The organism is Nocardia implantans (assembly GCF_035544775.1).
Taxonomy (GTDB): domain Bacteria; phylum Actinomycetota; class Actinomycetes; order Mycobacteriales; family Mycobacteriaceae; genus Nocardia; species Nocardia implantans.
The window spans coordinates 705,757-724,600 of sequence record NZ_JAYKYQ010000002.1 but is presented as its reverse complement, the minus strand read 5'-3'; the positions used below and the strand labels follow the sequence as shown (position 1 = coordinate 724,600).

At 70.3% G+C, this 18,844-nt stretch carries 16 protein-coding genes; 9 read left to right on the top strand and 7 right to left on the bottom strand.

Annotated features, from left to right (window positions below):
- The first annotated feature begins 40 nt into the window (after positions 1-40).
- Both U3653_RS07570 and U3653_RS07565 read left to right on the top strand, forming a co-directional pair.
- Positions 41-847, top strand: coding sequence for a DUF1684 domain-containing protein (locus U3653_RS07570; RefSeq protein WP_195077846.1), 807 nt, complete (start codon positions 41-43; stop codon positions 845-847).
- Positions 844-2,001 carry an LLM class flavin-dependent oxidoreductase gene (locus tag U3653_RS07565; RefSeq protein WP_195077845.1) on the top strand — a complete coding sequence of 386 codons (1,158 nt, stop codon included), beginning with the start codon at positions 844-846 and terminating at the stop codon, positions 1,999-2,001. Before U3653_RS07570 ends, U3653_RS07565 begins: the two co-directional genes overlap by 4 nt.
- Positions 2,002-2,114: 113 nt before the next feature.
- On the opposite strand, the gene U3653_RS07560 is transcribed toward U3653_RS07565, so the two are convergent.
- The gene (locus tag U3653_RS07560; protein WP_195077844.1) at positions 2,115-3,116 is read right to left on the bottom strand and encodes a methylenetetrahydrofolate reductase; all 1,002 of its coding nucleotides are present in this window, start codon (positions 3,114-3,116) and stop codon (positions 2,115-2,117) included.
- 185 nt (positions 3,117-3,301) lie between these two features.
- Between U3653_RS07560 and U3653_RS07555 the strand changes: the two genes are divergently transcribed.
- The 4 genes from U3653_RS07555 (at position 3,302) to U3653_RS07540 (ending at position 8,810) form a co-directional block, all read left to right on the top strand.
- On the top strand, positions 3,302-4,435 hold the full coding sequence (locus U3653_RS07555; RefSeq protein WP_195077843.1) for a polyprenyl synthetase family protein: 1,134 nt from the start codon (positions 3,302-3,304) through the stop codon (positions 4,433-4,435).
- Positions 4,436-4,449: 14 nt separating this feature from the next.
- Complete coding sequence (gene crtI / locus U3653_RS07550) at positions 4,450-6,033, top strand: phytoene desaturase family protein (RefSeq protein WP_195077842.1); 1,584 nt, start codon at positions 4,450-4,452, stop codon at positions 6,031-6,033.
- Positions 6,034-6,096: 63 nt separating this feature from the next.
- Complete coding sequence (locus U3653_RS07545; RefSeq protein WP_195077841.1) at positions 6,097-7,815, top strand: alpha-(1->6)-mannopyranosyltransferase A; 1,719 nt, start codon at positions 6,097-6,099, stop codon at positions 7,813-7,815.
- Entirely contained in the window at positions 7,812-8,810 is a 999-nt protein-coding gene (locus U3653_RS07540) for a phytoene/squalene synthase family protein (protein WP_195077840.1), read from the top strand. Before U3653_RS07545 ends, U3653_RS07540 begins: the two co-directional genes overlap by 4 nt.
- Positions 8,811-9,098: 288 nt before the next feature.
- On the opposite strand, the gene U3653_RS07535 is transcribed toward U3653_RS07540, so the two are convergent.
- Complete coding sequence (locus U3653_RS07535; protein ID WP_067800581.1) at positions 9,099-9,467, bottom strand: Rv2175c family DNA-binding protein; 369 nt, start codon at positions 9,465-9,467, stop codon at positions 9,099-9,101.
- A gap of 129 nt (positions 9,468-9,596) precedes the next feature.
- Between U3653_RS07535 and pknB the strand changes: the two genes are divergently transcribed.
- Positions 9,597-11,537 carry a Stk1 family PASTA domain-containing Ser/Thr kinase gene (gene pknB / locus U3653_RS07530; RefSeq protein ID WP_195077954.1) on the top strand — a complete coding sequence of 647 codons (1,941 nt, stop codon included), beginning with the start codon at positions 9,597-9,599 and terminating at the stop codon, positions 11,535-11,537.
- A 63-nt stretch (positions 11,538-11,600) separates the two neighbouring features.
- On the opposite strand, the gene U3653_RS07525 is transcribed toward pknB, so the two are convergent.
- Positions 11,601-12,986, bottom strand: a complete 1,386-nt coding sequence (locus U3653_RS07525; RefSeq protein WP_195077839.1) for a class II 3-deoxy-7-phosphoheptulonate synthase — start codon at positions 12,984-12,986, stop codon at positions 11,601-11,603.
- A 201-nt stretch (positions 12,987-13,187) separates the two neighbouring features.
- Between U3653_RS07525 and U3653_RS07520 the strand changes: the two genes are divergently transcribed.
- Positions 13,188-13,688, top strand: a complete 501-nt coding sequence (locus U3653_RS07520) for a polyadenylate-specific 3'-exoribonuclease AS (protein WP_195077838.1) — start codon at positions 13,188-13,190, stop codon at positions 13,686-13,688.
- 67 nt (positions 13,689-13,755) lie between these two features.
- Here the strand turns inward: U3653_RS07520 and qcrB are convergent, their stop codons facing one another.
- From qcrB to ctaE, 4 genes are all read right to left on the bottom strand, one after another.
- Positions 13,756-15,375 (bottom strand): cytochrome bc1 complex cytochrome b subunit, encoded by a 1,620-nt coding sequence (gene qcrB / locus U3653_RS07515; RefSeq protein WP_195077837.1) that lies wholly within the window; start codon positions 15,373-15,375, stop codon positions 13,756-13,758.
- On the bottom strand, positions 15,372-16,547 hold the full coding sequence (gene qcrA, locus U3653_RS07510; protein ID WP_195077953.1) for a cytochrome bc1 complex Rieske iron-sulfur subunit: 1,176 nt from the start codon (positions 16,545-16,547) through the stop codon (positions 15,372-15,374). The genes qcrB and qcrA overlap by 4 nt, the downstream gene beginning before the upstream one ends.
- A 26-nt stretch (positions 16,548-16,573) precedes the next feature.
- Positions 16,574-17,437 carry a cytochrome bc1 complex diheme cytochrome c subunit gene (gene qcrC / locus U3653_RS07505; RefSeq protein ID WP_195077836.1) on the bottom strand — a complete coding sequence of 288 codons (864 nt, stop codon included), beginning with the start codon at positions 17,435-17,437 and terminating at the stop codon, positions 16,574-16,576.
- A gap of 85 nt (positions 17,438-17,522) precedes the next feature.
- Positions 17,523-18,134 (bottom strand): aa3-type cytochrome oxidase subunit III, encoded by a 612-nt coding sequence (gene ctaE / locus U3653_RS07500; RefSeq protein ID WP_195077835.1) that lies wholly within the window; start codon positions 18,132-18,134, stop codon positions 17,523-17,525.
- A 186-nt stretch (positions 18,135-18,320) separates the two neighbouring features.
- On the opposite strand from ctaE, the gene U3653_RS07495 reads away from it, so the two are divergent.
- Positions 18,321-18,755, top strand: a complete 435-nt coding sequence (locus tag U3653_RS07495) for a hypothetical protein (RefSeq protein WP_195077834.1) — start codon at positions 18,321-18,323, stop codon at positions 18,753-18,755.
- Positions 18,756-18,844: the final 89 nt, after the last annotated feature.

The following is an 18,844-nucleotide window of genomic DNA, read 5'->3' as shown; positions in this document are numbered from 1 at the left end:
GTCCCCCTCGCCCCACCGCCCACGAAGGAGTCCAAGCGTCATGACCACCAGCATCACCAGCGTTTTCGAGACCGAGTGGGCGCGCTGGCACCACGCGCGCGAAGACCAGCTGCGTGACCCGCTCGGCTTCCTCAGCCTGACCGGGCTGCACTGGCTCACCGACCGTCCCGAGCGGCTGCCGGGTGTCCCCGGCACCTGGTGGGTCACCGACGAGAAGGTGTTCATCACCGCCCAGCCGGCCGATCGGCTGGAGTACGACGGAATCGGCATCGCGGGCGTGCAGATCGTCACGCCCGCCGAAGGCGCGCCCGGACTGCACGTCCGCCAGGAGCGGCGGGTGCTCGAGGTGATCCGCCGCACGGGTCGCTACGCGGTCCGGGTGCACGACCCGGCCGCGCCCGCCCTGCTCACCTTCGACGGCATCCCGTCCTATCGACCGGACCCGCGCTGGGTGGTCTCCGGGCGATTCACACCGTTCGAGGAACCGCGGACCGTGGTCACGGGCGCGGTGGTCGAGGGCATCGAACACCAGCACAGCGCGGCGGGCACCATCGAATTCCGCATCGGCGCGGTGACCGAACGGGTCGTCGCGTTCGGCGACCGCGACGACCTGCGCGTGCTGTTCACCGACGCGACGAGCGGTGTGACCACCTACCCGGCCGCGCGTTCGCTGACCGTCGGCGCTCCCGGCCCGGACGGGACGGTCGTGCTTGACTTCAACCGCGCGGCGAATCTGCCCTGCGCCTTCACCGATTTCGCGACCTGCCCGGTGGCGCCCGCGCAGAACCGGCTGCGCGTGGCCATCGAAGCGGGCGAGCAGGATCCGCGGCAGGGGCGTGCGGCATGAGCGGGCACGTTCCCCTATCCATCCTCGACCTGTCCCCGATCAGCGCCGGCTCCACCGCGCAGCAGGCGCTGCGCAACACCGTCGATCTGGCCCAGCACGCCGAACAGTGGGGTTACCACCGGTACTGGCTGGCCGAACACCATTTCGTCTCGGTGGCCAGCTCATCCTCCATCACCCTGATCGGGTTGGTCGCCGCGGCCACCGAGCGCATCCGGGTGGGTTCGGCGGCCGTGCAGGTGGGTCATCACACCTCGGCCTCGATCGTTGAGGCCTTCGGCACGATCGACGCGCTGTACCCTGGCCGGCTCGACCTGGGACTGGGCCGGTCGGGTCATCGACGCAGCCAGTTCGGGGCCGAAGCCGGGCGGCACAAGGGCGGTAAACCGGTGGTGGACACCGTGACCGGGCGCACCGAGATCCGCGACGGCGTGGTCGTCCCGCCGCCGTTCGACCCGGGCCGCATCCTGGACCGGTCCAAGTTCGTCGCCTCGGTGGGCGCGCTGCAGCAGCGCGGCGCGCAGCCGCTCGACTTCGCCGAGCAGATCGGTGAGGTGCGCGCCCTGCTGGCGGGCAGCTTCGTCAGCCCAGAAGGCGTTGCGCTGCACGCCGTTCCGGGGGAGCACGCCCAGGTGCGGCTGTGGCTGTTCGGAAGCACCGCGGGCGAGAGCGCGGAGCTGGCCGGACGGCTGGGACTGCCGTTCGCCGCGGCATATCACGTCTCGCCGGGCACCGCGCTGGACGCGATCGAGGCGTATCGCGCGGCGTTCCGCCCGTCCGCCGACCTGGCCGAGCCGCAAGTGGTGATCTCCGCCGACGCGGTGGTGGCCCCGGACGACGCGACCGCGCAGCGGCTTGCCGCCAGCTACGGGCATTGGGTCTACAGCATCCGCAGCGGCGCGGGCGCGGCCGAGTACCCCGACCCTGCGACCATCGCTCCGCTCACCGCGGAGCAGCGACGTCTGGTCGACGACCGCCTGGCCACCCAGTTCGTCGGCTCACCCGGCACCGTCGCAGAACGGCTCGACGCGCTGCAACGCGTCAGCGGGGCGGACGAATTGCTGGTCACCACGATCACCCATCGGCACGCCGACCGGCTGGAATCGTATCGGCTGCTCGCCGAGGCATGGGGGCTGCGCGCGGCCGTCGCGGCCTGAATACCGGTGCGCCCTGGTGCGGCGCCTGCAGACTTCGCGCTCCGTCGGTCGGCGTCCGGGCCCGCCGACCGTCGGTTCGTCCAGGCGCCCGTTCCCCCGGACAGCCGTTCGCGTCAGGCGCTGACCGGAGTGGCCGTGACGCCGTAACCGAGGTTGGTCAGCACCTCGCTGGTCGCCTTGGCGAAATTGAGCGTGATGAAGTGCAGGCAGGGCGCGCCCTCGTCGATCAGCCGCTGAGCGATCTCGGTGGCGATCTCGATGCCCGCCGCGCGCACCGCGGCGGCGTTCTCCTCGCCGCCGTCGCCCGCCGCCTTGCGCAGCCGGTCCAGCACGGCGGCGGGCAGCGGCCTGCCGCACAGCTCCTCGGCGCGCTGCACCGTGCGCAGCGACGTGATGGGCATCAGCTCCGGAATGATCGGCTTCGCGCCCTCGATCGGGTCGAGCGCAACGAGGCGATCGCGCAGGCGCAGGTAGTGCTCGACGTCGAAGAACATCTGGGTGATCGAATACTCCGCGCCCGCGCGCAGTTTCGCGGCCAGGAACGCGGTGTCGGTCGCCAGGTCCGGCGAACGGTGATGGCCCTGCGGGAAGGAGGCCACGCCGACGTGGAAATCGCCGAGGTCGCGCACGATGCGCACCAGTTCCTCGGCGTAGGAGACGCCCTCGGGATGCTTGTGCCACTCGCCGAGCGGATCACCGGGCGGGTCGCCGCGCAGCACCAGGATGTTGCGGATGCCGGAGTCGGCGTACGCGCCGACCAGCGAGCGCAGCTCGGCGACGCTGTGCTCCACCGCGGTCAGATGCGCCACCGGAAGCAGCGTGGTCTCCTGCGCCAGCTGCCCGGTCACGCGGACGGTGCGGTCGCGGGTGGAACCGCCCGCGCCGTAGGTCATCGACACGAACGCCGGGTGCATGCACTCGAACTGCCGCACAGCGCGCCACAGCCGCGCCTCGGCGGCGGCGTCACGGGGCGGATTGAACTCCACGGAGAACGGCACCGCGTGCCCCGCGTGCGCCCGCAGACTCTGTACGACCGACGGTGTGGCGGAGACGTTCGGGTGCGTCCGGGACGGCCGGCCAGGGGTCGAGCTGCCCCGCACGTTGTCGAAAGTCACCGGTTCAGTGTAGAGGTGGCCGGTGGCGGTCCTGTCGGGTCGCTCGCACGCCCCGCGTATCGTTCGCAGCGGGCGAGTTGTTCGCCACGCCGAGCGACACGCGCGACCGCCTCCCGCTCGGCCCCGAATCATCCGCAGCGCCGGGGCACCCTCCGCGACCCCGTGCGTCCACCGTCCGCACGACCTTGGAGGCTCCTCTGTCCGCCGCAACCGGTACCCAGAAGCCGCGTCCCGCGGTGCCGCAGCCGGGCACCCCCGCCTTCGTCACCGCCGTGGAAGACGCCCTGACCCGCTTCTTCGCCACTCGCCGCCCGGCGACCGAGCGCCTCGGCCCGGTCTTCGTCGAGGCCACCGACGCGCTCGAGCAGTTCGTGCTCCGCGGCGGGAAACGCACCAGGCCCGCGTTCGCGTGGACGGGGTGGCTCGGCGCGGGCGGCGATCCGCAGGCGCCCGACGCCGCCGCGGTGCTCACCGCCTGCTCGGCGCTCGAGCTCGTCCAGGCGTGCGCGCTGATCCACGACGACATCATCGACTCCTCCCGCACCCGCCGCCGCTTCCCCACCGTGCACGTCGACTTCGAGCAGCGCCACCGCGACCGCGGGTGGTCCGGCGATGCGGCGCACTTCGGCGTCAGCGTCGCCATCCTGGCCGGCGATCTGGCGCTGTCCTGGGCCGATGACATGGTGCACGCGTCCGGCCTCGCGCCCGCGGCGATCGCCCGGTTCGCTCCGGTGTGGGCCGACATGCGCACCGAGGTGCTCGGCGGCCAGTTGCTCGACATCAACGGCGAGGCCGGCGGCGACGAATCGGTCGAGGCCGCGCTGCGGATCAACCGGTACAAGACCGCCGCCTACACCGTCGAACGCCCGCTGCACCTCGGCGCCGCCATCGCCGCCGCCGACCAGGAACTGGTCGAGGCCTACCGCGAATTCGGCACCGCCATCGGGATCGCCTTCCAGCTGCGCGACGACCTGCTCGGCGTGTTCGGTGATCCCGCGGTCACCGGCAAGCCGTCCGGCGACGACCTGCGCGAGGGCAAGCGCACCGTGCTGCTGGCCGAGGCGTTGCGGCGCGCCGACGCCGGCGATCCGGCCGCGGCCGCGCTGCTGCGCGCGAGCATCGGCACCGATCTGAGCGCCGAGCAGGTGCAGCGGCTGCGCGCGCTGCTGGTCGAACTCGGAGCGGTCGACGAGGTGGAGCACCGGATCGCCGAACTCACCGACACCGGCCTGGCGGCCATCGAGGCCAGCTCGGCGACGACCGCGGCCAAGGAACGACTGCGCGCGATGGCGCTGGCCGCCACCAAGCGCGCCGCGTGACCAAGGAGACTCGGATGAGAACCGTCGCGGGACCGACCGATCGCGTCGTGGTGGTCGGCGCTGGACTGGCCGGGCTGTCGGCCGCCCTGTATCTGACCGGCGCGGGTCATCGGGTGACGCTGCTCGAGCGAGCCGACCACCCCGGCGGCCGGGTCGGGCGCTACCTGGGCGCCGACTACGAGATCGACTCCGGCGCCACCGTCCTGACGCTTCCCGAGCTGATCACCGACGCGCTCGCCGCCGTCGGCCGTACCCCGGAGACCTGCGCGCCGCCGCTGCGCATCCACCGGCTGGCGCCCGGCTATCACGCCCGGTTCGCCGACGGCGCCGAGATCAGGGTCTTCGCCGACCCGGACGTGATGGCCGCGGAAGTCGAGCGCAGCTGCGGCCCGGGCGAGGCGCGGGGATACCGGCGCCTGCGCGACTGGCTGGCGCGGATCTACGCGGCCGAGTTCACCGAGTTCATGGACACGAACTTCGACTCGCCGCTGGATATGGTGCGCGTCCCCGACAAGCGCCGCGCCCTGGCCGAACTGGTGCGACTCGGCGGCTTCGGCAGGCTCGGCCCCCGGGTGCGCGGGTTCCTGCGCGACCAGCGGCTGGCGCGACTGTTCACCTTCCAGGCGCTCTACGCGGGCATGCCACCCGCTCGGGCGCTCGCCGTCTACGGCGCGATCCCGCACATGGACACCTCGCTGGGCGTGTACTTCCCCGAGGGCGGGATGCGGGCGATCGCCGCAGCGCTGGCGCAAGCGTTCACCGAAGCCGGCGGCACACTCGAACTGAACACCGAAGTGATCGGGATCGACTACGCGGGCCGTCGGGCCCGGCGCGCCCGCGCCGCCGACGGACGCTCGTTCGACTGCGACGCGCTGGTGCTGACCGCCGACCTCGGCTCGCTCGACCGGTTGGGCGTACGGCCGAGGCGCGGTCTACGTGCCTCGCCGTCGGCGGTCGTCGCGCACGGCACCGTCCCCGCCGCGGTGGCGGCGAGCTGGCCGGTGCAGGCGCACCACACCATCGAGTTCGGGCAGGCCTGGGACCGGACGTTCGCCGAGATCACCGCCCGCCGGGGCCGCGGCAAGCTGATGAGCGATCCCTCGCTGCTGCTGACCCGGCCCGCTCTGACCGACCCGAGCCTGTTCATCGACCGCGCCGACGGCCGCTACGAACCGTTCTCGCTGCTGGCGCCGTGCCCGAATCTCACGGCCGCACCGCTGGACTGGCCGCGCCTCGGACCCGCCTATCTCCGCGAATTGCTCACCGTGCTGGAAAAGCGCGGCTACCAGGGAATCGCCGAGCACTTCGCCGTCGATCGGCTCGACACCCCGCGGACCTGGCTCGACCACGGCATGCTCGCGGGCACGCCGTTCTCCGCGGCTCACCTCTTCCGCCAGACCGGTCCGTTCAGGCCGAGCAATTTCCCACGCTCCAGCGACAACGTGGTTATCGCTGGTTGCGGCACCACGCCCGGTGTGGGCGTGCCGACCGCGCTGCTCTCCGGGAAACTGGCGGCAAACCGCATCGCCGGTGAGCTCGGACCCACTTCGCCTGGAACCCCGCGCACCAGCCGGATAGTGTTCGAGGCGACGCCGTAAACTAAGCGCCGACCTATTCGCTCGCGGTTGCGACCGCCGACCATTCGGGGGGACCGACACCAGATGGCATCCCCCGAAACGCGCACCGCTGAGGCCGCCTCCGCCGGTGACATCCGCTCCTCGTCGCCCGCCTCCGCAGGTCGCGAATCGGCCGCCCCCCGCCGTTTCCTGTGGTGGGTCCGCACCTCCGCCGACTTCGCCAGAAGCCCGGAGGGGCATGCCGCCCTGCTCGGCTTCTTCGGCGCGATCATGATCATGTTCGGCGGCTTCGGCGCGGGCAGCGTCCGCAAGCGCGACCCGCTGCTCGAGGCCATGCACCTGTCCTGGCTACGGTTCGGGCACGGCTACGCGCTGTCGACCATCTGCATCTGGATCGGCGTGCTGCTCATGATCACCGCGTGGGTCCGGCTCGGGCGCGCGACGATCGGCACGGCCGACCGCACCGGCGCCGAGGTGACCCTCAACGAGCTGCGCGCCATCGTGGGCATCTGGATCGCGCCGCTGCTGTTCGCCGTGCCGATGTTCAGCCGCGACGCCTACTCCTATCTCGCTCAGGGCGCGCTGCTGCGCGACGGCTTCGATCCCTACCAGGTCGGTCCGGTGGCGAATCCCGGTGTGCTGCTGGACAACGTGAGCCCCGTGTGGACCACCACCACCGCGCCGTACGGCCCGGTGTTCCTGCTGCTCGGGCGGGCGATCACCGCTGTCACCGGCGACAACGTGGTGGCGGGCACCATCGCGATGCGACTGGTCATGCTGCCCGGTCTCGCGCTGATGATGTGGGCGGTGCCGTATCTGACCAAGCACCTCGGCGGCAAGCCGACCGTCGCGCTGTGGCTGGCGGTGCTCAACCCGCTGGTGCTCATCCACCTGATCGGCGGCGTGCACAACGAGATGCTGATGGTCGGCCTGATGTGCGCCGGCATCGCGCTGGTGCTGGAGCGCCATCACGTGGCAGGCATCGTCGTCGTCGCCATCGGCGTGGCCATCAAGGCGACCGCGGGTGTGGCGCTGCCGTTCCTGGTCTGGATCTGGATGCTGCACGAACGCGAACGCCGCGCCGCGCAGCGGGTCGGGCGCGATCCGGCGCACCTGCCCGCGAGCGAACAACCCGGTGACGCCGCCGAGCCCACCGAGGACATGCCGCATCCCGCGCTGGTGTTCGGCAAGATCGCCGGTCTGGGTCTGAGCGTGTTCGCGGTCGTCTTCGTCGCCGCCTCGGCCATCGCGGGCGTGGGCATCGGCTGGCTGACCGCCCTGTCCGGGTCGAAGAAGATCATCAACTGGCTGTCGCTGCCCACCGTGATGGCGCACGCGGTCACCTGGATCACCCCCCTGCGGCTGGAATCGGTGCTCGAGGTGACCCGCGCGATGTGCGCGCTGGCCTTGGTCGCGGTGCTGGCATCGACCTGGTGGCGGTTCCGGCACAGTGAGCGAGAGGCGGTGGCGGGCATCCTGATCGCGTTCGTCGCGATCGTCATCCTCTCCCCCGCCGCGCTGCCCTGGTACTACTCGTGGCCGCTGGCGTTGGCCGCCGGGTTCGCGCTGTCCACCACCACGCTGATGGCGCTGGTCGGGGTGTGCACGTGGCTCATGCTGGTGTTCCAGCCGGACGGTTCGATCGGCCTGTACAACTTCTGGCACGTCGCCGCCGCCACCTTCGCCGCGGTCGTGGCGGCGCTGTCGCTGCGCACGGTGGACCCGCTGCGGCTGCGCGCCACGCCGCCGGGCACTGTCGCGGCAACGCCAGGCGAGGCCACCGCTTCGCCCGCCGCCCGATGACCGAGGGCCGCCTATCCGGTTCCGCCCTGCTCCCGCTGGCCTATCGCGAGTGCAGGCAGATCGCCGCCACCCACGGCCGCACCTATTTCCTCGCCACGCGGCTGCTGTCGGCCGAGCGGCGGCCCGCCGTGCACGCGCTCTACGCGTTCGCGCGGATGGTGGACGACGTCGTCGACCGCGCCGCCCGTCCGCACGACGGCGGCCCGGCCGCGGAACTCGATTCGATCGAGCGAGATCTGCGGGTCGCCCTGGAATCGCGCTCCGGCGTTGCCGCGCAGCACGCGTCGTCCGCCGAGCACGGCGAGAGTTGGGCATCGGTCCCACGGCCGCGCGATCTCGTCTTGGCCGCCGTCACCCACACCATCCACCGTTACGGCATTGCCCCCCAGCACTTCTGGACGTTCCTGGATTCCATGCGGATGGACGCGCCGGGCGCGCCCACGTTCCGTAACCGCTACGGCACCATGGCGCAGCTGCGTGAATACATGCGGGGTTCGGCGGCCGCGATCGGTTTGCAGCTGCTGCCGGTGCTCGGCACGGTCGTCCCGGTGTCCGCGGCCGAGCCCGCCGCCGCCGCGCTGGGCGAGGCGTTCCAGCTGACCAACTTCCTGCGCGACGTGGCGGAGGATCTCGACCGCGACCGCGTCTACCTGCCCGCCGATGCCATCGCCGCGTTCGGCGTCGACGAGGAGCTGCTGTTCGAGTGCCGCCGCACCGGCCGCACCGATCCGCGCGTCCGCCGCGCCCTCGCCCACCTCATCGCGGTCAACCGCGACCTCTACCGCCGCGCCGAACCGGGCATCGACCTGCTCGAACCGCGAGTACGCCCCGCCATCCGCACCGCGGCAACCCTGTACGCCGACATCCTGCACCACATCGAACGCAGCGACTACGCCGTCTTCGACCACCGCGCGGTGGTCCCCCGCCACCACCGCCTCCGCATAGCCGCCACCGAATTCACCACCGCCACCCTCCGCGACCGCCTCGCCCGCTGACGGCGGCCCCGCCCATGCGACACCGGCTTCGAGCGAAGCCCAGACCAGCAAGGTCATCACGCAGACCAGTCACTCCAGACCCGCATGCGACGGACAGCGCATTCCGCTACCGACGCGCCCAGCGCACCGCAATACGACTTTCGAGCGAAGCGAGACCGAGCCTGTTCCGTTCTCGGCCCGGCTCGCGTGTGCGCGGTCGCCGCGCAAGCGACGAAGGAGCAAGCGGCGGTCACTCGGACGCGAGCCACAAGAGGGCCGCGAACACGCCGCGACGAAGTCGCGGCCGAACTAAAACGGCTCGGCGGCGGCTCGGCGCAGCACTTCGCGGGCCAGTGGCCCGTGCAGGGCGTCGATCGGCTTGCCGGGCAGGCTGTCGTCGTCGGTGAAGATCCACTCCAGGATCTCTTCGTCGGTGTATTTGGCGTCGCGCATCACGGTGATCAGGCCGGGCAGCGCTTTCACGACCGCGCCGGTGTCGTCGAAGAATCGCTCGGGCACGCCCGCCACGCCCGCTCTGCGGACGGCGATCAGTTGGTGGTCGCGCAGCATCTGGTGCACCCGGGTCACCACCAGCCCGAGTCGCTCGGCCACCTCCGGCAGCGACACCAGGGGCACCGACTGCGGAAGGACGTCGTCACTGCAGGGAAATGCACTCACCCGCACAACGGTAGACGGTCCCCCGCCGCACGTCGTGAGACACCCGGGGTGGTGCGAGTCGATACCATCGTGGGGGCCGCACGGAGCGGCTGACTTGTGAAAGCCGGAGGACTTCTCTTGATCGGCCAGATGCTGGAAGGGCGCTATCGGATCGATGCGCCGATCGCCCGCGGCGGAATGTCGATGGTCTTCCGCGGGGTCGACACCCGCCTGGACCGGCCGGTCGCCATCAAGGTGATGGACCCGAAGTTCGCGGGCGACCCCCAGTTCCTGTCCCGATTCGAGTTCGAGGCGCGCGCGGTCGCCAAACTCAAGCATCCTTCGCTGGTCGCGGTGTACGACCAGGGCGTCGACGGCGACCACCCCTTCCTGATCATGGAGCTGGTGGAGGGCGGCACGCTGCGCGAGCTGCTGCGCGAGCGCGGCCCGATGCCGCCGCACGCGGTGCGCGCGGTCGCCGAACCGGTGCTCGCGGCGATCGGCGTCGCGCATTCGGCCGGGCTGGTGCACCGCGACATCAAGCCGGAGAACGTGCTGATCTCCGACGCGGGCGAGGTGAAGATCGCCGATTTCGGTTTGGTGCGCGCGGTGGCGGCGGCGAACACCACCTCGGCGAGCGTCATCCTCGGCACCGCCGCCTATCTGTCGCCCGAGCAGGTGACCAGCGGCTCCGCCGACTCGCGCAGCGACGTCTACTCCTTCGGCGTGCTGATCTTCGAGATGCTGACCGGCCGGGTTCCGTTCACCGGTGACACGTCGATCTCGGTGGCCTATCAACGCATCGAGAACGATGTGCCCAGCCCGAGCGGGTTCATCTCCGGGGTGCCGCCGGAGTTCGACGATCTGGTCGCGAAGGCGACCGCGCGCGAACCCGGCCACCGGTTCGCCGACGCGAACGAGATGGCGGCCGCGCTGCGGCTGATCGGCGCCGAGCTACGGCTGCCCGCCTACCGGGTGCCCGCGCCGCAGGACTCCGCCGAGCATCTCAGCGCCGGCTACCGAGCCGTTCCGCCGGACGACCGGCCCGGCTCGGCCGGTGCGTCGGCCCATCCACCGCAGCCGGTGCAGCACACCAAAGTGGTCACCGCCCAGCGTCCTCGTCTCGAGCACAACGCGCTGGAGGGTTACGACCCGCAACCGGTGCGTCAAGCGCACCCCGCACCGCCGTATCCGCCCTACGCCGACGACCTCAACCGCTCCCGGCGCACGGTGTGGGTGTGGGTGGCCGTCGTCGCGGTTCTCACCCTGCTGGTCGGCGTCGGCGGCTGGTGGCTCGGGGTCGGCCGCTACACGGCGGTGCCGCCGATCGCCGGGCTGGACACCGACAAGGCGGTCGCCACCCTGCAGAACGCCGGATTCGAGACCGAGATCAGGCAGAAGGCGTCGGACACGATCCCGGTCGGCGGCGTGGTCGGCAGCGACCCTTCGGCCGGATCCAAGATCACCAAAGGGTCGACGGTCGCCGTCCTGGTCTCCAACGGCAAGCCCAAGGTGCCGGACGTGAAAGCGGGTGACCAGGTGTCGAAGGTCAACCAGCTGATCCGGGACAACGGCCTGCAACCGGTCGACGCGGGCGAAGAAGGCAGCACCGCGCCCAAGGGATCGGTTGCCAGGGTGGAGCCGAAACCGGGCACCGTGCTGCCCCTCGGCGCGCAGGTGAAGGTCTACCGCAGCAAGGGATCCCAGCCGGTGAAGGTCCCCGACGTCCGCGGCAAGTCCACCGAGGAAGCCACCAGGGTCCTCGCCGCCGCCGGCATCGCGATCCGCGAGACGAAACCGCAGTTCGACCGCAGCGTCGAGGCGGACAAGGCCATCGGCACCCAGCCGGGCGCGGGCGCCACCATCCAGTCCGGCGACGGCGTCGTCCTGCTGATCTCCAACGCGTTGAAGATGCCCGACGTCCGCGGATGGACCGTGGCCAACGCCCGCGCGAAGCTGGAGAGCCTGGGGTTGCAGGTCGAGGTGAAGCAGTTGGCGCGCGCGGACAGCTCCCTGGTGGTCTCGCAGACCCCCGCGATCGGAGTCAACCTCGAGGCGGGCGACACCGTCACCATCGTCGCTCTGCCCTGATCACGGCTCCGCGGGAAGGCAGGCGCCCACGCGCCTACCTTTCCGACGATCGCCGTGCGGAACTCAGCGCAACATCTCGGCCACGAGGAACGCCAGTTCCAGCGACTGCTGGGTGTTCAGCCGCGGGTCGCAGGCGGTCTCGTAGCGGCCGGACAGATCGAGGTCGGAGATGTCCTGGGCGCCGCCGAGGCATTCGGTGACGTCCTCACCGGTGAGTTCGATGTGCATGCCGCCGGGATGCGTGCCGAGCGCGTGGTGCACCTCGAAGAAGCCCTGCACCTCGTCGACGATGCGGTCGAAGTGGCGGGTCTTGAAGCCGGTGGACGCCTCGTGCGTGTTGCCGTGCATCGGGTCGCACTGCCAGATCACCTGGTGACCGGTGGCCTGCACCTTCTCGATGATGGGCGGCAGCACGTCGCGGACCTTGCTGTGGCCCATGCGCGACACGATGGTCAGCCGGCCGGGCTCGTTGTTCGGGTCGAGCCGTTCGACGTACTCCACGGCCTGCTCGGGCGTGGTGGACGGGCCGATCTTCAGGCCGATCGGGTTGGCGAGCAGTTCCGCGAACGCGATGTGCGCGCCGTCGAGCTGGCGGGTGCGCTCGCCGATCCACAGGAAGTGCGCCGACAGGTTGTAGAGCACCGGCTCGCCGATCGCGTTCTCGCTCAGGCGCAGCATGGCGCGCTCGTAGTCCAGCACGAGCGCTTCGTGGCTGGCGTAGATGCGGGCCGACTTCAGGCTCGGGTCGTTGACCCGGCACGCGGTCATGAACGCCAGGCCGCGGTCGATCTCCTCGGCCAGCGCCTCGTAGCGGGCGCCCGCGGGCGACTTGGCCACGAAGTCGCGGTTCCAGTCGTGCACCTTGTGCAGGTCGGCCATGCCCGCACCGGTCAGCGCGCGCACCAGGTTCATCGCGGCGCTCGCGTTGGCGTAGGCCCGGACCAGGCGCGACGGGTCGTGCTCGCGCAGCGCCGCGTCGGCGACCAGCGAGTTCACCATGTCGCCGCGGTAGGACTTGAGTCCGAGCGCATCGGTGTCCGACGAGCGCGGTTTGGCGTACTGGCCCGCGATCCGCGCGACCTTCACCACCGGCAGGCTGGCACCGTAGGTGAGCACCACCGCCATCTGCAGCAGCGTACGAATGTTGCCGCGAATGTGCGGCTCGGTGTTGTCGGCGAAGGTCTCCGCGCAGTCACCGCCCTGCAGGAGGAATGCCTCACCGCGGGCGACCTCGGCCAGCTGCCCGCGCAGCTCTTCCACCTCGGCGGGCACGCAGATCGGCGGGACGCTCTCCAGCACGGTGCGCATTTTGGCCGCCTGCTCCGGGTCCCAGGACGGCTGCTGCAGCGCGGGGCGCGCCAGCGCGTCGTCCAACCGCCTGCGCAGCTCGACGGGCAGCGGCGGCAGTTCCGGCAGGCGATCGATGGGTACGTCGACGGTCCAGTTCACGACTTCAGCTTACGGACCGCAGACCCTGTGGGGACACCCAGTCCCAGGGGTGGAATCGCTCCACCCAGGGTGAATGGGTTCTGCCCGGTAGGTGGCGCCACCTCGCGCGACCCGTATGGTTCCAGTGCGATCGAGAACATCGGCAACGCCCCCATTGCGGTCGAACTTCCGGCCGACGGAGATATCAGAGAGGCACAGTGCTTGCGATATTTTTATGACTGCGAATTCATCGAAGACGGAGTGACCATCGATCTGGTCTCCATCGGCGTCGTCTGCGAGGACGGCCGGGAGTACTACGCGGTGTCCACCGAGTTCGACGCCGGGCGTGCGGGGCCTTGGGTGCGCAAATTCGTGCTGCCCCAACTGCCTTCGCCTGCTTCGCCGCTGTGGCGCAGCCGCGCCCAGATCCGCGACGAGCTGTACGCGTTCCTGGTGCCGCGGCCGACCGTGCAACCGGAACTGTGGGCCTGGGTGTCGGCCTACGATCACGTCGCCCTGTGCCAGTTGTGGGGTTCGATGGTCGACCTGCCCAACGCGCTGCCGCGCTACACCAACGAATTGCGCCAGCACTGGGAGGCGCACGGCCGTCCCGAGCTGCCGCCGATCCCGCCGGACGCGCACGACGCGCTCGCCGATGCCCGGCACAATCTCGCCAAGTTCGAGGCCATCGAAGCCGCCCGCCGCGCGGCGCCACGCCTGTGACAACGGCGGCATGACGCGTGACGGCCCCGAGTCGTGATCGACTCGGGGCCGTCGGCGTAAGGGGGCGTCAGTGGCCGTGCTTGCCGTTCGCCGCCTCCTGCGCCTGCTGCAGCACCTTCAGCTGCTTGTGCTCCTCGGCGTGCTCGATCTCGAAGTGCCGATCGCTCTCCTCCTGCGGGTCGGGCCGCAGGAAGCTGCCGGTGCCGGGCTTGCCGGCCGAACCCAGCTTGCTCATCTTCTTCGGCACGGGCGCGCCCTGGTACTCCAGTGGGATCGGGTGGCCGTGGTCGTCGACCGGGCCGAGCGGCTGGTGCACCTCGATGTACTCGCCGTGCGGCAAGCGCTTGATCACGCCGGTCTCGATGCCGTGCTCGAGCACCGCCCGGTCGCTGCGCTGCAGGCCGATGCAGAACCGGTAGGTGAGGTAGTACGCCACCGGCGGGGCGACGAGCAGGCCGATGCGGCCGATCCAGGTGGTCGCGTTCAACGAGATGTCGAACTTGAGCGCGAGGATGTCGTTGACGCACGACAGCGTCAGCACCAGGTAGAACGCGATGGCCATCGCGCCGATCGCGGTCCGGACCGGGACGTCACGCGGACGCTGCAGCAGGTTGTGGTGCGCGCTGGTGTCGCCGGTGAGCCGCTTCTCGATCCACGGGTAGGCGATCAGCACCGCGAACACCAGACCCATGATCAGCGCGACCCAGAACACCGCGGGCACCGTGTAGCGGCCCAGGTACAGCTCCCACGGCGGCATCAAACGCGCCATGCCGTCGGTCCACATCATGTAGAAGTCCGGCTGCGAACCCGCCGAGACCTGCGACGGGTTGTACGGACCCAGGTTCCAGATCGGGTTGATCTGGAACACGCCGCCCATGATGCCCACGATGCCGAGGGTGAAGGCGAAGAACGCGCCCTGGTCGGCGGCGAACACCGGCACGATCCGGGCGCCGACCACGTTGTTCTCCGTGCGGCCGGGGCCGGGGAACTGCGTGTGCTTCTGATACCACACCAGCGCCACGTGCGCCGCGATCAGCGCCAGGATGATGCCCGGGAACAACAGCACATGCGCGATGTAGAGCCGCGGGATGATGATGTCGCCGGGGAAGTCACCGCCGAAGATCAGCCAGTGCATCCAGGTGCCGATGATCGGGATGCTCATCGTGATACCGCCGAACGCGGCCCGCAGGCCCGTGCCCGACAGCAGGTCGTCGGGCAGCGAGTAACCGAAGAAGCCCTCGAACATCGCCAGGATCAGCAGCAACGAGCCGATCACCCAGTTCGCCTCACGCGGCTTGCGGAACGCGCCGGTGAAGAAGATCCGGAACAGGTGGATGATGATCGACGCCGCGAACAGCAGCGCCGCCCAGTGGTGCACCTGCCGGACGAACAGACCGCCGCGGACCTCGAAGGTGATGTTCAGCGCGGTCTCGTAGGCGCGCGACATGGTCACGCCGCGCAGCGGCTGGTATGCGCCGTTGTAGACGACCTCGCTCATGGACGGGTCGAAGAACAAGGTCAGGTAGACGCCCGACAGCAGCAGGATGATGAAGCTGTAGAGCGCGATCTCGCCGAGCAGGAACGACCAATGCGTCGGGAAGACCTTGTTGATCGACCGCTTCACGAAGGCGGCGGCGCGGTAGCGCTCGTCCGCCTCGCTGGCTTGGGCTGCGACTGAAGGACTCATGAACGGCGCTCCCAGTAGGCCGGGCCGAGCGGCTCGATGAAGTCGCCGTTGGCGACCAGGAAGCCCTCAGCGTTGACGGTGATCGGCAGCTGCGGCAGCGCGCGAGCGGCGGGACCGAAGACCGGCTTGCCCCACTCGGTCGCGGAGAACTGCGACTGGTGGCAGGGGCAGAGGATCCGGTTGGTCTGCTGCTCGAACAGCGAGGTCGGGCAGCCGAGGTGGGTGCAGATCTTCGAATAGGCGAAGTAGTCGCCGTAGTTGAAGCTCTCCTGACCCTTGCGCTTGATCGCCTTCTGCGCGTCCTCGGTGCGCAGGCGGATCAGCATGACGGCGTTGCGGATGCCGCGCAGCGACTGCAAGGTCGCGTGCTCGTCACCGCGCCACTTCTCCTTCCACGGGAACACCGTCTCCATGGCGCCCGCGTCCAGATCCTCCGGACGCACCAGCACCACGTCCTCCGGGCGACCGGTGTCGCGGCGGATGTAGATGGTCTCGCCCGGGTAGTCCGGAGTCCAGCCGGAGACCCACAGCGGCGACTTGTCGCCCTTGGCCCACGGGTTCTTGACCAGACCGCCGACGAACACCAGCAGCGCGCCGATGCCGAGCACGCCGACGCCCGCGCCCGCGGTGCGGGTGATCATCTTGCGGCGTCCCAGCGTGGAGGTATCCAGCGCGTCCTGCAGCTCGGCGACCAGCGTGCGGCGCTCGACCTCGGGCGAAGGACCGTCGTGCCGCTCCTGGATGGAGAGCTCGGCGGGAATGAACAGCTTGCGGATCAGCACCACCGCGATGCCGATGACCAGCACCGAGATGCCGAAAGTCAGGCCGACCAGCGGGGTGAACAGCGAGTAGAGCCCGTGGCCCTCCTCGTCCTTGCCCTTGAACTCCCACGGCCAGAACAGGAACACGCCGACCAGCGCCGCGGCCGCGATGCCGGACACGGCGAACCAGAAGGTGACCGCGCGCTCGGCCCGCTTCTCCGCCCGGGTGCCGGGGATCGGGAAGCGCTCGCGGCGGTAGGCGACGTCGACGCCGTCGCGCTCGGTTCCGAGCTTGACCAGCTCGTCGCGCGACATCTTGTCGAGGTCGGCCTCGGTGGGCTCCGCCGGGGTGGCGTTCACCGACTGCTCCTTCGACAGTTGCGCGTCGTGGCCCTCATCCGGCCGACCCATGTCGTCTCGCTCCTTCTCGCTATTGCTCATGACCTGGATCCGATCCACATCGCGGCGCCGACGACGAGCGTGATGCCGACCACCCAGATGGCCAGGCCCTCGGTCGCGGGACCGAACCCGCCGAGATCCCAGCCGCCGGGGCTGTGTTCCTCGGTCGCGTTCTTGACGTAGGCGATGATGTCGCGCTTCTCCTCCGCGCTCAGCTGGCGGTCGGAGAACTTCGGCATGTTCTGCGGGCCGGTGAGCATCGCCGCGTAGATCTGCTGCTCGCTCGCCGGTTCCAGCGGCGGCGCGAACTTACCGGAGGACAGCGCGCCGCCGCGTCCGGTGAAGTTGTGGCAGGACGCGCAGTTCATCCGGAACAGCTCGGAGCCGCGGGCGATGTCGTCGCCGCGCATCGACTCCTGGGCGACCTGGCCGTCGGCGTCGCGGACGACGGTCGGACCGCCGCCGTTGGAGGCCACGTACGCGCTCAGCGCGTCGGTCTGGTGGGCGTCGAACTTCGGCGGCTTGCGCTGCGCCTGGGCCTCGTTGCGGGCCATCGGCATGCGGCCGGAGGACACCTGGAAGTAGACCGCGGCCTCGCCGACGCCGATCAGGCTGGGACCGCGGTCGGCGACACCCTGCAGGTTCGCGCCGTGGCAGGTGATGCAGGACGTCTCGTAGAGCTGCTGGCCCTCGCGGATGAGCGCGGACTGGTCCTCGTTCGCGGTGGCGCGCTGCGGGTCCGGTGTGAGGGCCGATGCCAGGAAGCCTGCTCCGACGAGGCCCACCAGCAGCGCAAGCCCGCCCGCGATGCGACGGCGAACGCGGCGCTGCCTGCGCGTCTTGCTGGCCTGGCCGTTCCCGGGGCTGGCGGGCTCTGGCGCTGACGGGGGCGATGAACTCATCTGTGTCCCTTTGGAGTAGACGGAACCGACTTGTGCGAAGGATCTTGGGTCGCACCGCGCCCGCTGAGCGGCGCGGCGTCCACGATCAGCGGACGAAGTAGATCGTGGCGAACAACCCGATCCACACGATGTCGACGAAGTGCCAGTAGTAGGAGACGACGATCGCCGCGGTGGCCTGCGCCGGGGTGAACTTGCTGACCTTGGTGCGCGCCAGCAGGAACACGAACGCGATCAGACCACCGATGACGTGCAGACCGTGGAAGCCGGTGGTGATGTAGAACACCGAGCCGTAGGAGCTGCTGGAGATCGAGGTGCCCTCGTGCACGAGGTTCATGTACTCGTAGCCCTGGCCGCCGACGAAGAACGCGCCCATGATCAGAGTGATGACGTACCAGCGGCGCAGGCCGAACACGTCGCCCTTCTCCGCGGCGAACACGCCCATCTGGCAGGTGAACGACGACGCGACCAGCACGGTCGTGACCGGCACTGCGAGCTTCAGATTCAGCTCGGTCGGCTCCGGCGGCCAGTTACCGTGCGCCTGGGCGCGGGCGACGAAGTACATCGCGAACAGGCCGGCGAAGAACATCAGCTCGCTCGACAGCCAGATGATGGTACCGACGCTGACCATGTTGGGCCGGTTCAGCGAATGCACACGCTGGGTAATGGCCGATCCTGGGGTCCCTACTGCGGTCGTCACGGGGGTAAGTATGACTCGTCGTAGTACGACGGCCGTAGCCGGGTACGAAACTCGTTCCTCCGTGTCGGAAAACGCAGGCGAGGACGGGCTCCCGACCAGGCGGGGGGCGGTGACGAGCTCGGTACGCGAGCCGCGCGCGGACGAGCGCCCGGTCAGCATGACAGGCGAGGGTAAGGAGAAGCTGAGATGAAGGTGACACCGCGACTGCGGCGGCTGCTGCGGCGGGACCGGCAGGCCGCGCTCGACCCGGACCGGGCGGATCTGGTCGTGGTCGCGTCCGGCTTCGACGACGCGGAGGCGTGTTCGGCCGCGCTGGCGCGCGCGACCGATCTGACGCCGGACGCGCCCGCGGTGCTGCGCCACCACCTGCGCATCCCGGCCCGGCACGTGCAGGCCGTCTGCGCGATCGCCGCGCAGGACGGCTACTCCCCCGCGCCGCGGGTCGGCGGCCCCGGCGCCGACGAGTTCGAGACGGTGATCCTGCGGCGCGTCCAGATCCTCGACGCCCTGCACTGCTCCCAGGAGCGCTCCCGGATGGCCGGGCTGGCCCAGCGCCACGACGGCATCGCCGACGGATGGGACGCCTTGCAACCCGGCTCCGCACCACACGCCCCGGCATAACCGGTCGCGCACTAGGCTGCTCTGCGGACAAACTGGTGCGCGGACCGGTGTGCCGGGACAGGTCGCGACCAGTGTGACGGGAGTGTGGA

Coding starts and splice junctions, on each gene's coding strand:
- U3653_RS07570 (WP_195077846.1), top strand. CDS start 41: ATGACCACCAGCATCACCAGCGTTTTCGAGACCGAGTGGGCGCGCTGG.
- U3653_RS07565 (WP_195077845.1), top strand. CDS start 844: ATGAGCGGGCACGTTCCCCTATCCATCCTCGACCTGTCCCCGATCAGC.
- crtI (WP_195077842.1), top strand. CDS start 4,450: ATGAGAACCGTCGCGGGACCGACCGATCGCGTCGTGGTGGTCGGCGCT.
- U3653_RS07545 (WP_195077841.1), top strand. CDS start 6,097: ATGGCATCCCCCGAAACGCGCACCGCTGAGGCCGCCTCCGCCGGTGAC.
- U3653_RS07540 (WP_195077840.1), top strand. CDS start 7,812: ATGACCGAGGGCCGCCTATCCGGTTCCGCCCTGCTCCCGCTGGCCTAT.
- pknB (WP_195077954.1), top strand. CDS start 9,597: ATGCTGGAAGGGCGCTATCGGATCGATGCGCCGATCGCCCGCGGCGGA.
- qcrB (WP_195077837.1), bottom strand. CDS start 15,375: ATGAGTCCTTCAGTCGCAGCCCAAGCCAGCGAGGCGGACGAGCGCTAC.
- qcrA (WP_195077953.1), bottom strand. CDS start 16,547: ATGGGTCGGCCGGATGAGGGCCACGACGCGCAACTGTCGAAGGAGCAG.
- qcrC (WP_195077836.1), bottom strand. CDS start 17,437: ATGAGTTCATCGCCCCCGTCAGCGCCAGAGCCCGCCAGCCCCGGGAAC.
- U3653_RS07495 (WP_195077834.1), top strand. CDS start 18,321: ATGAAGGTGACACCGCGACTGCGGCGGCTGCTGCGGCGGGACCGGCAG.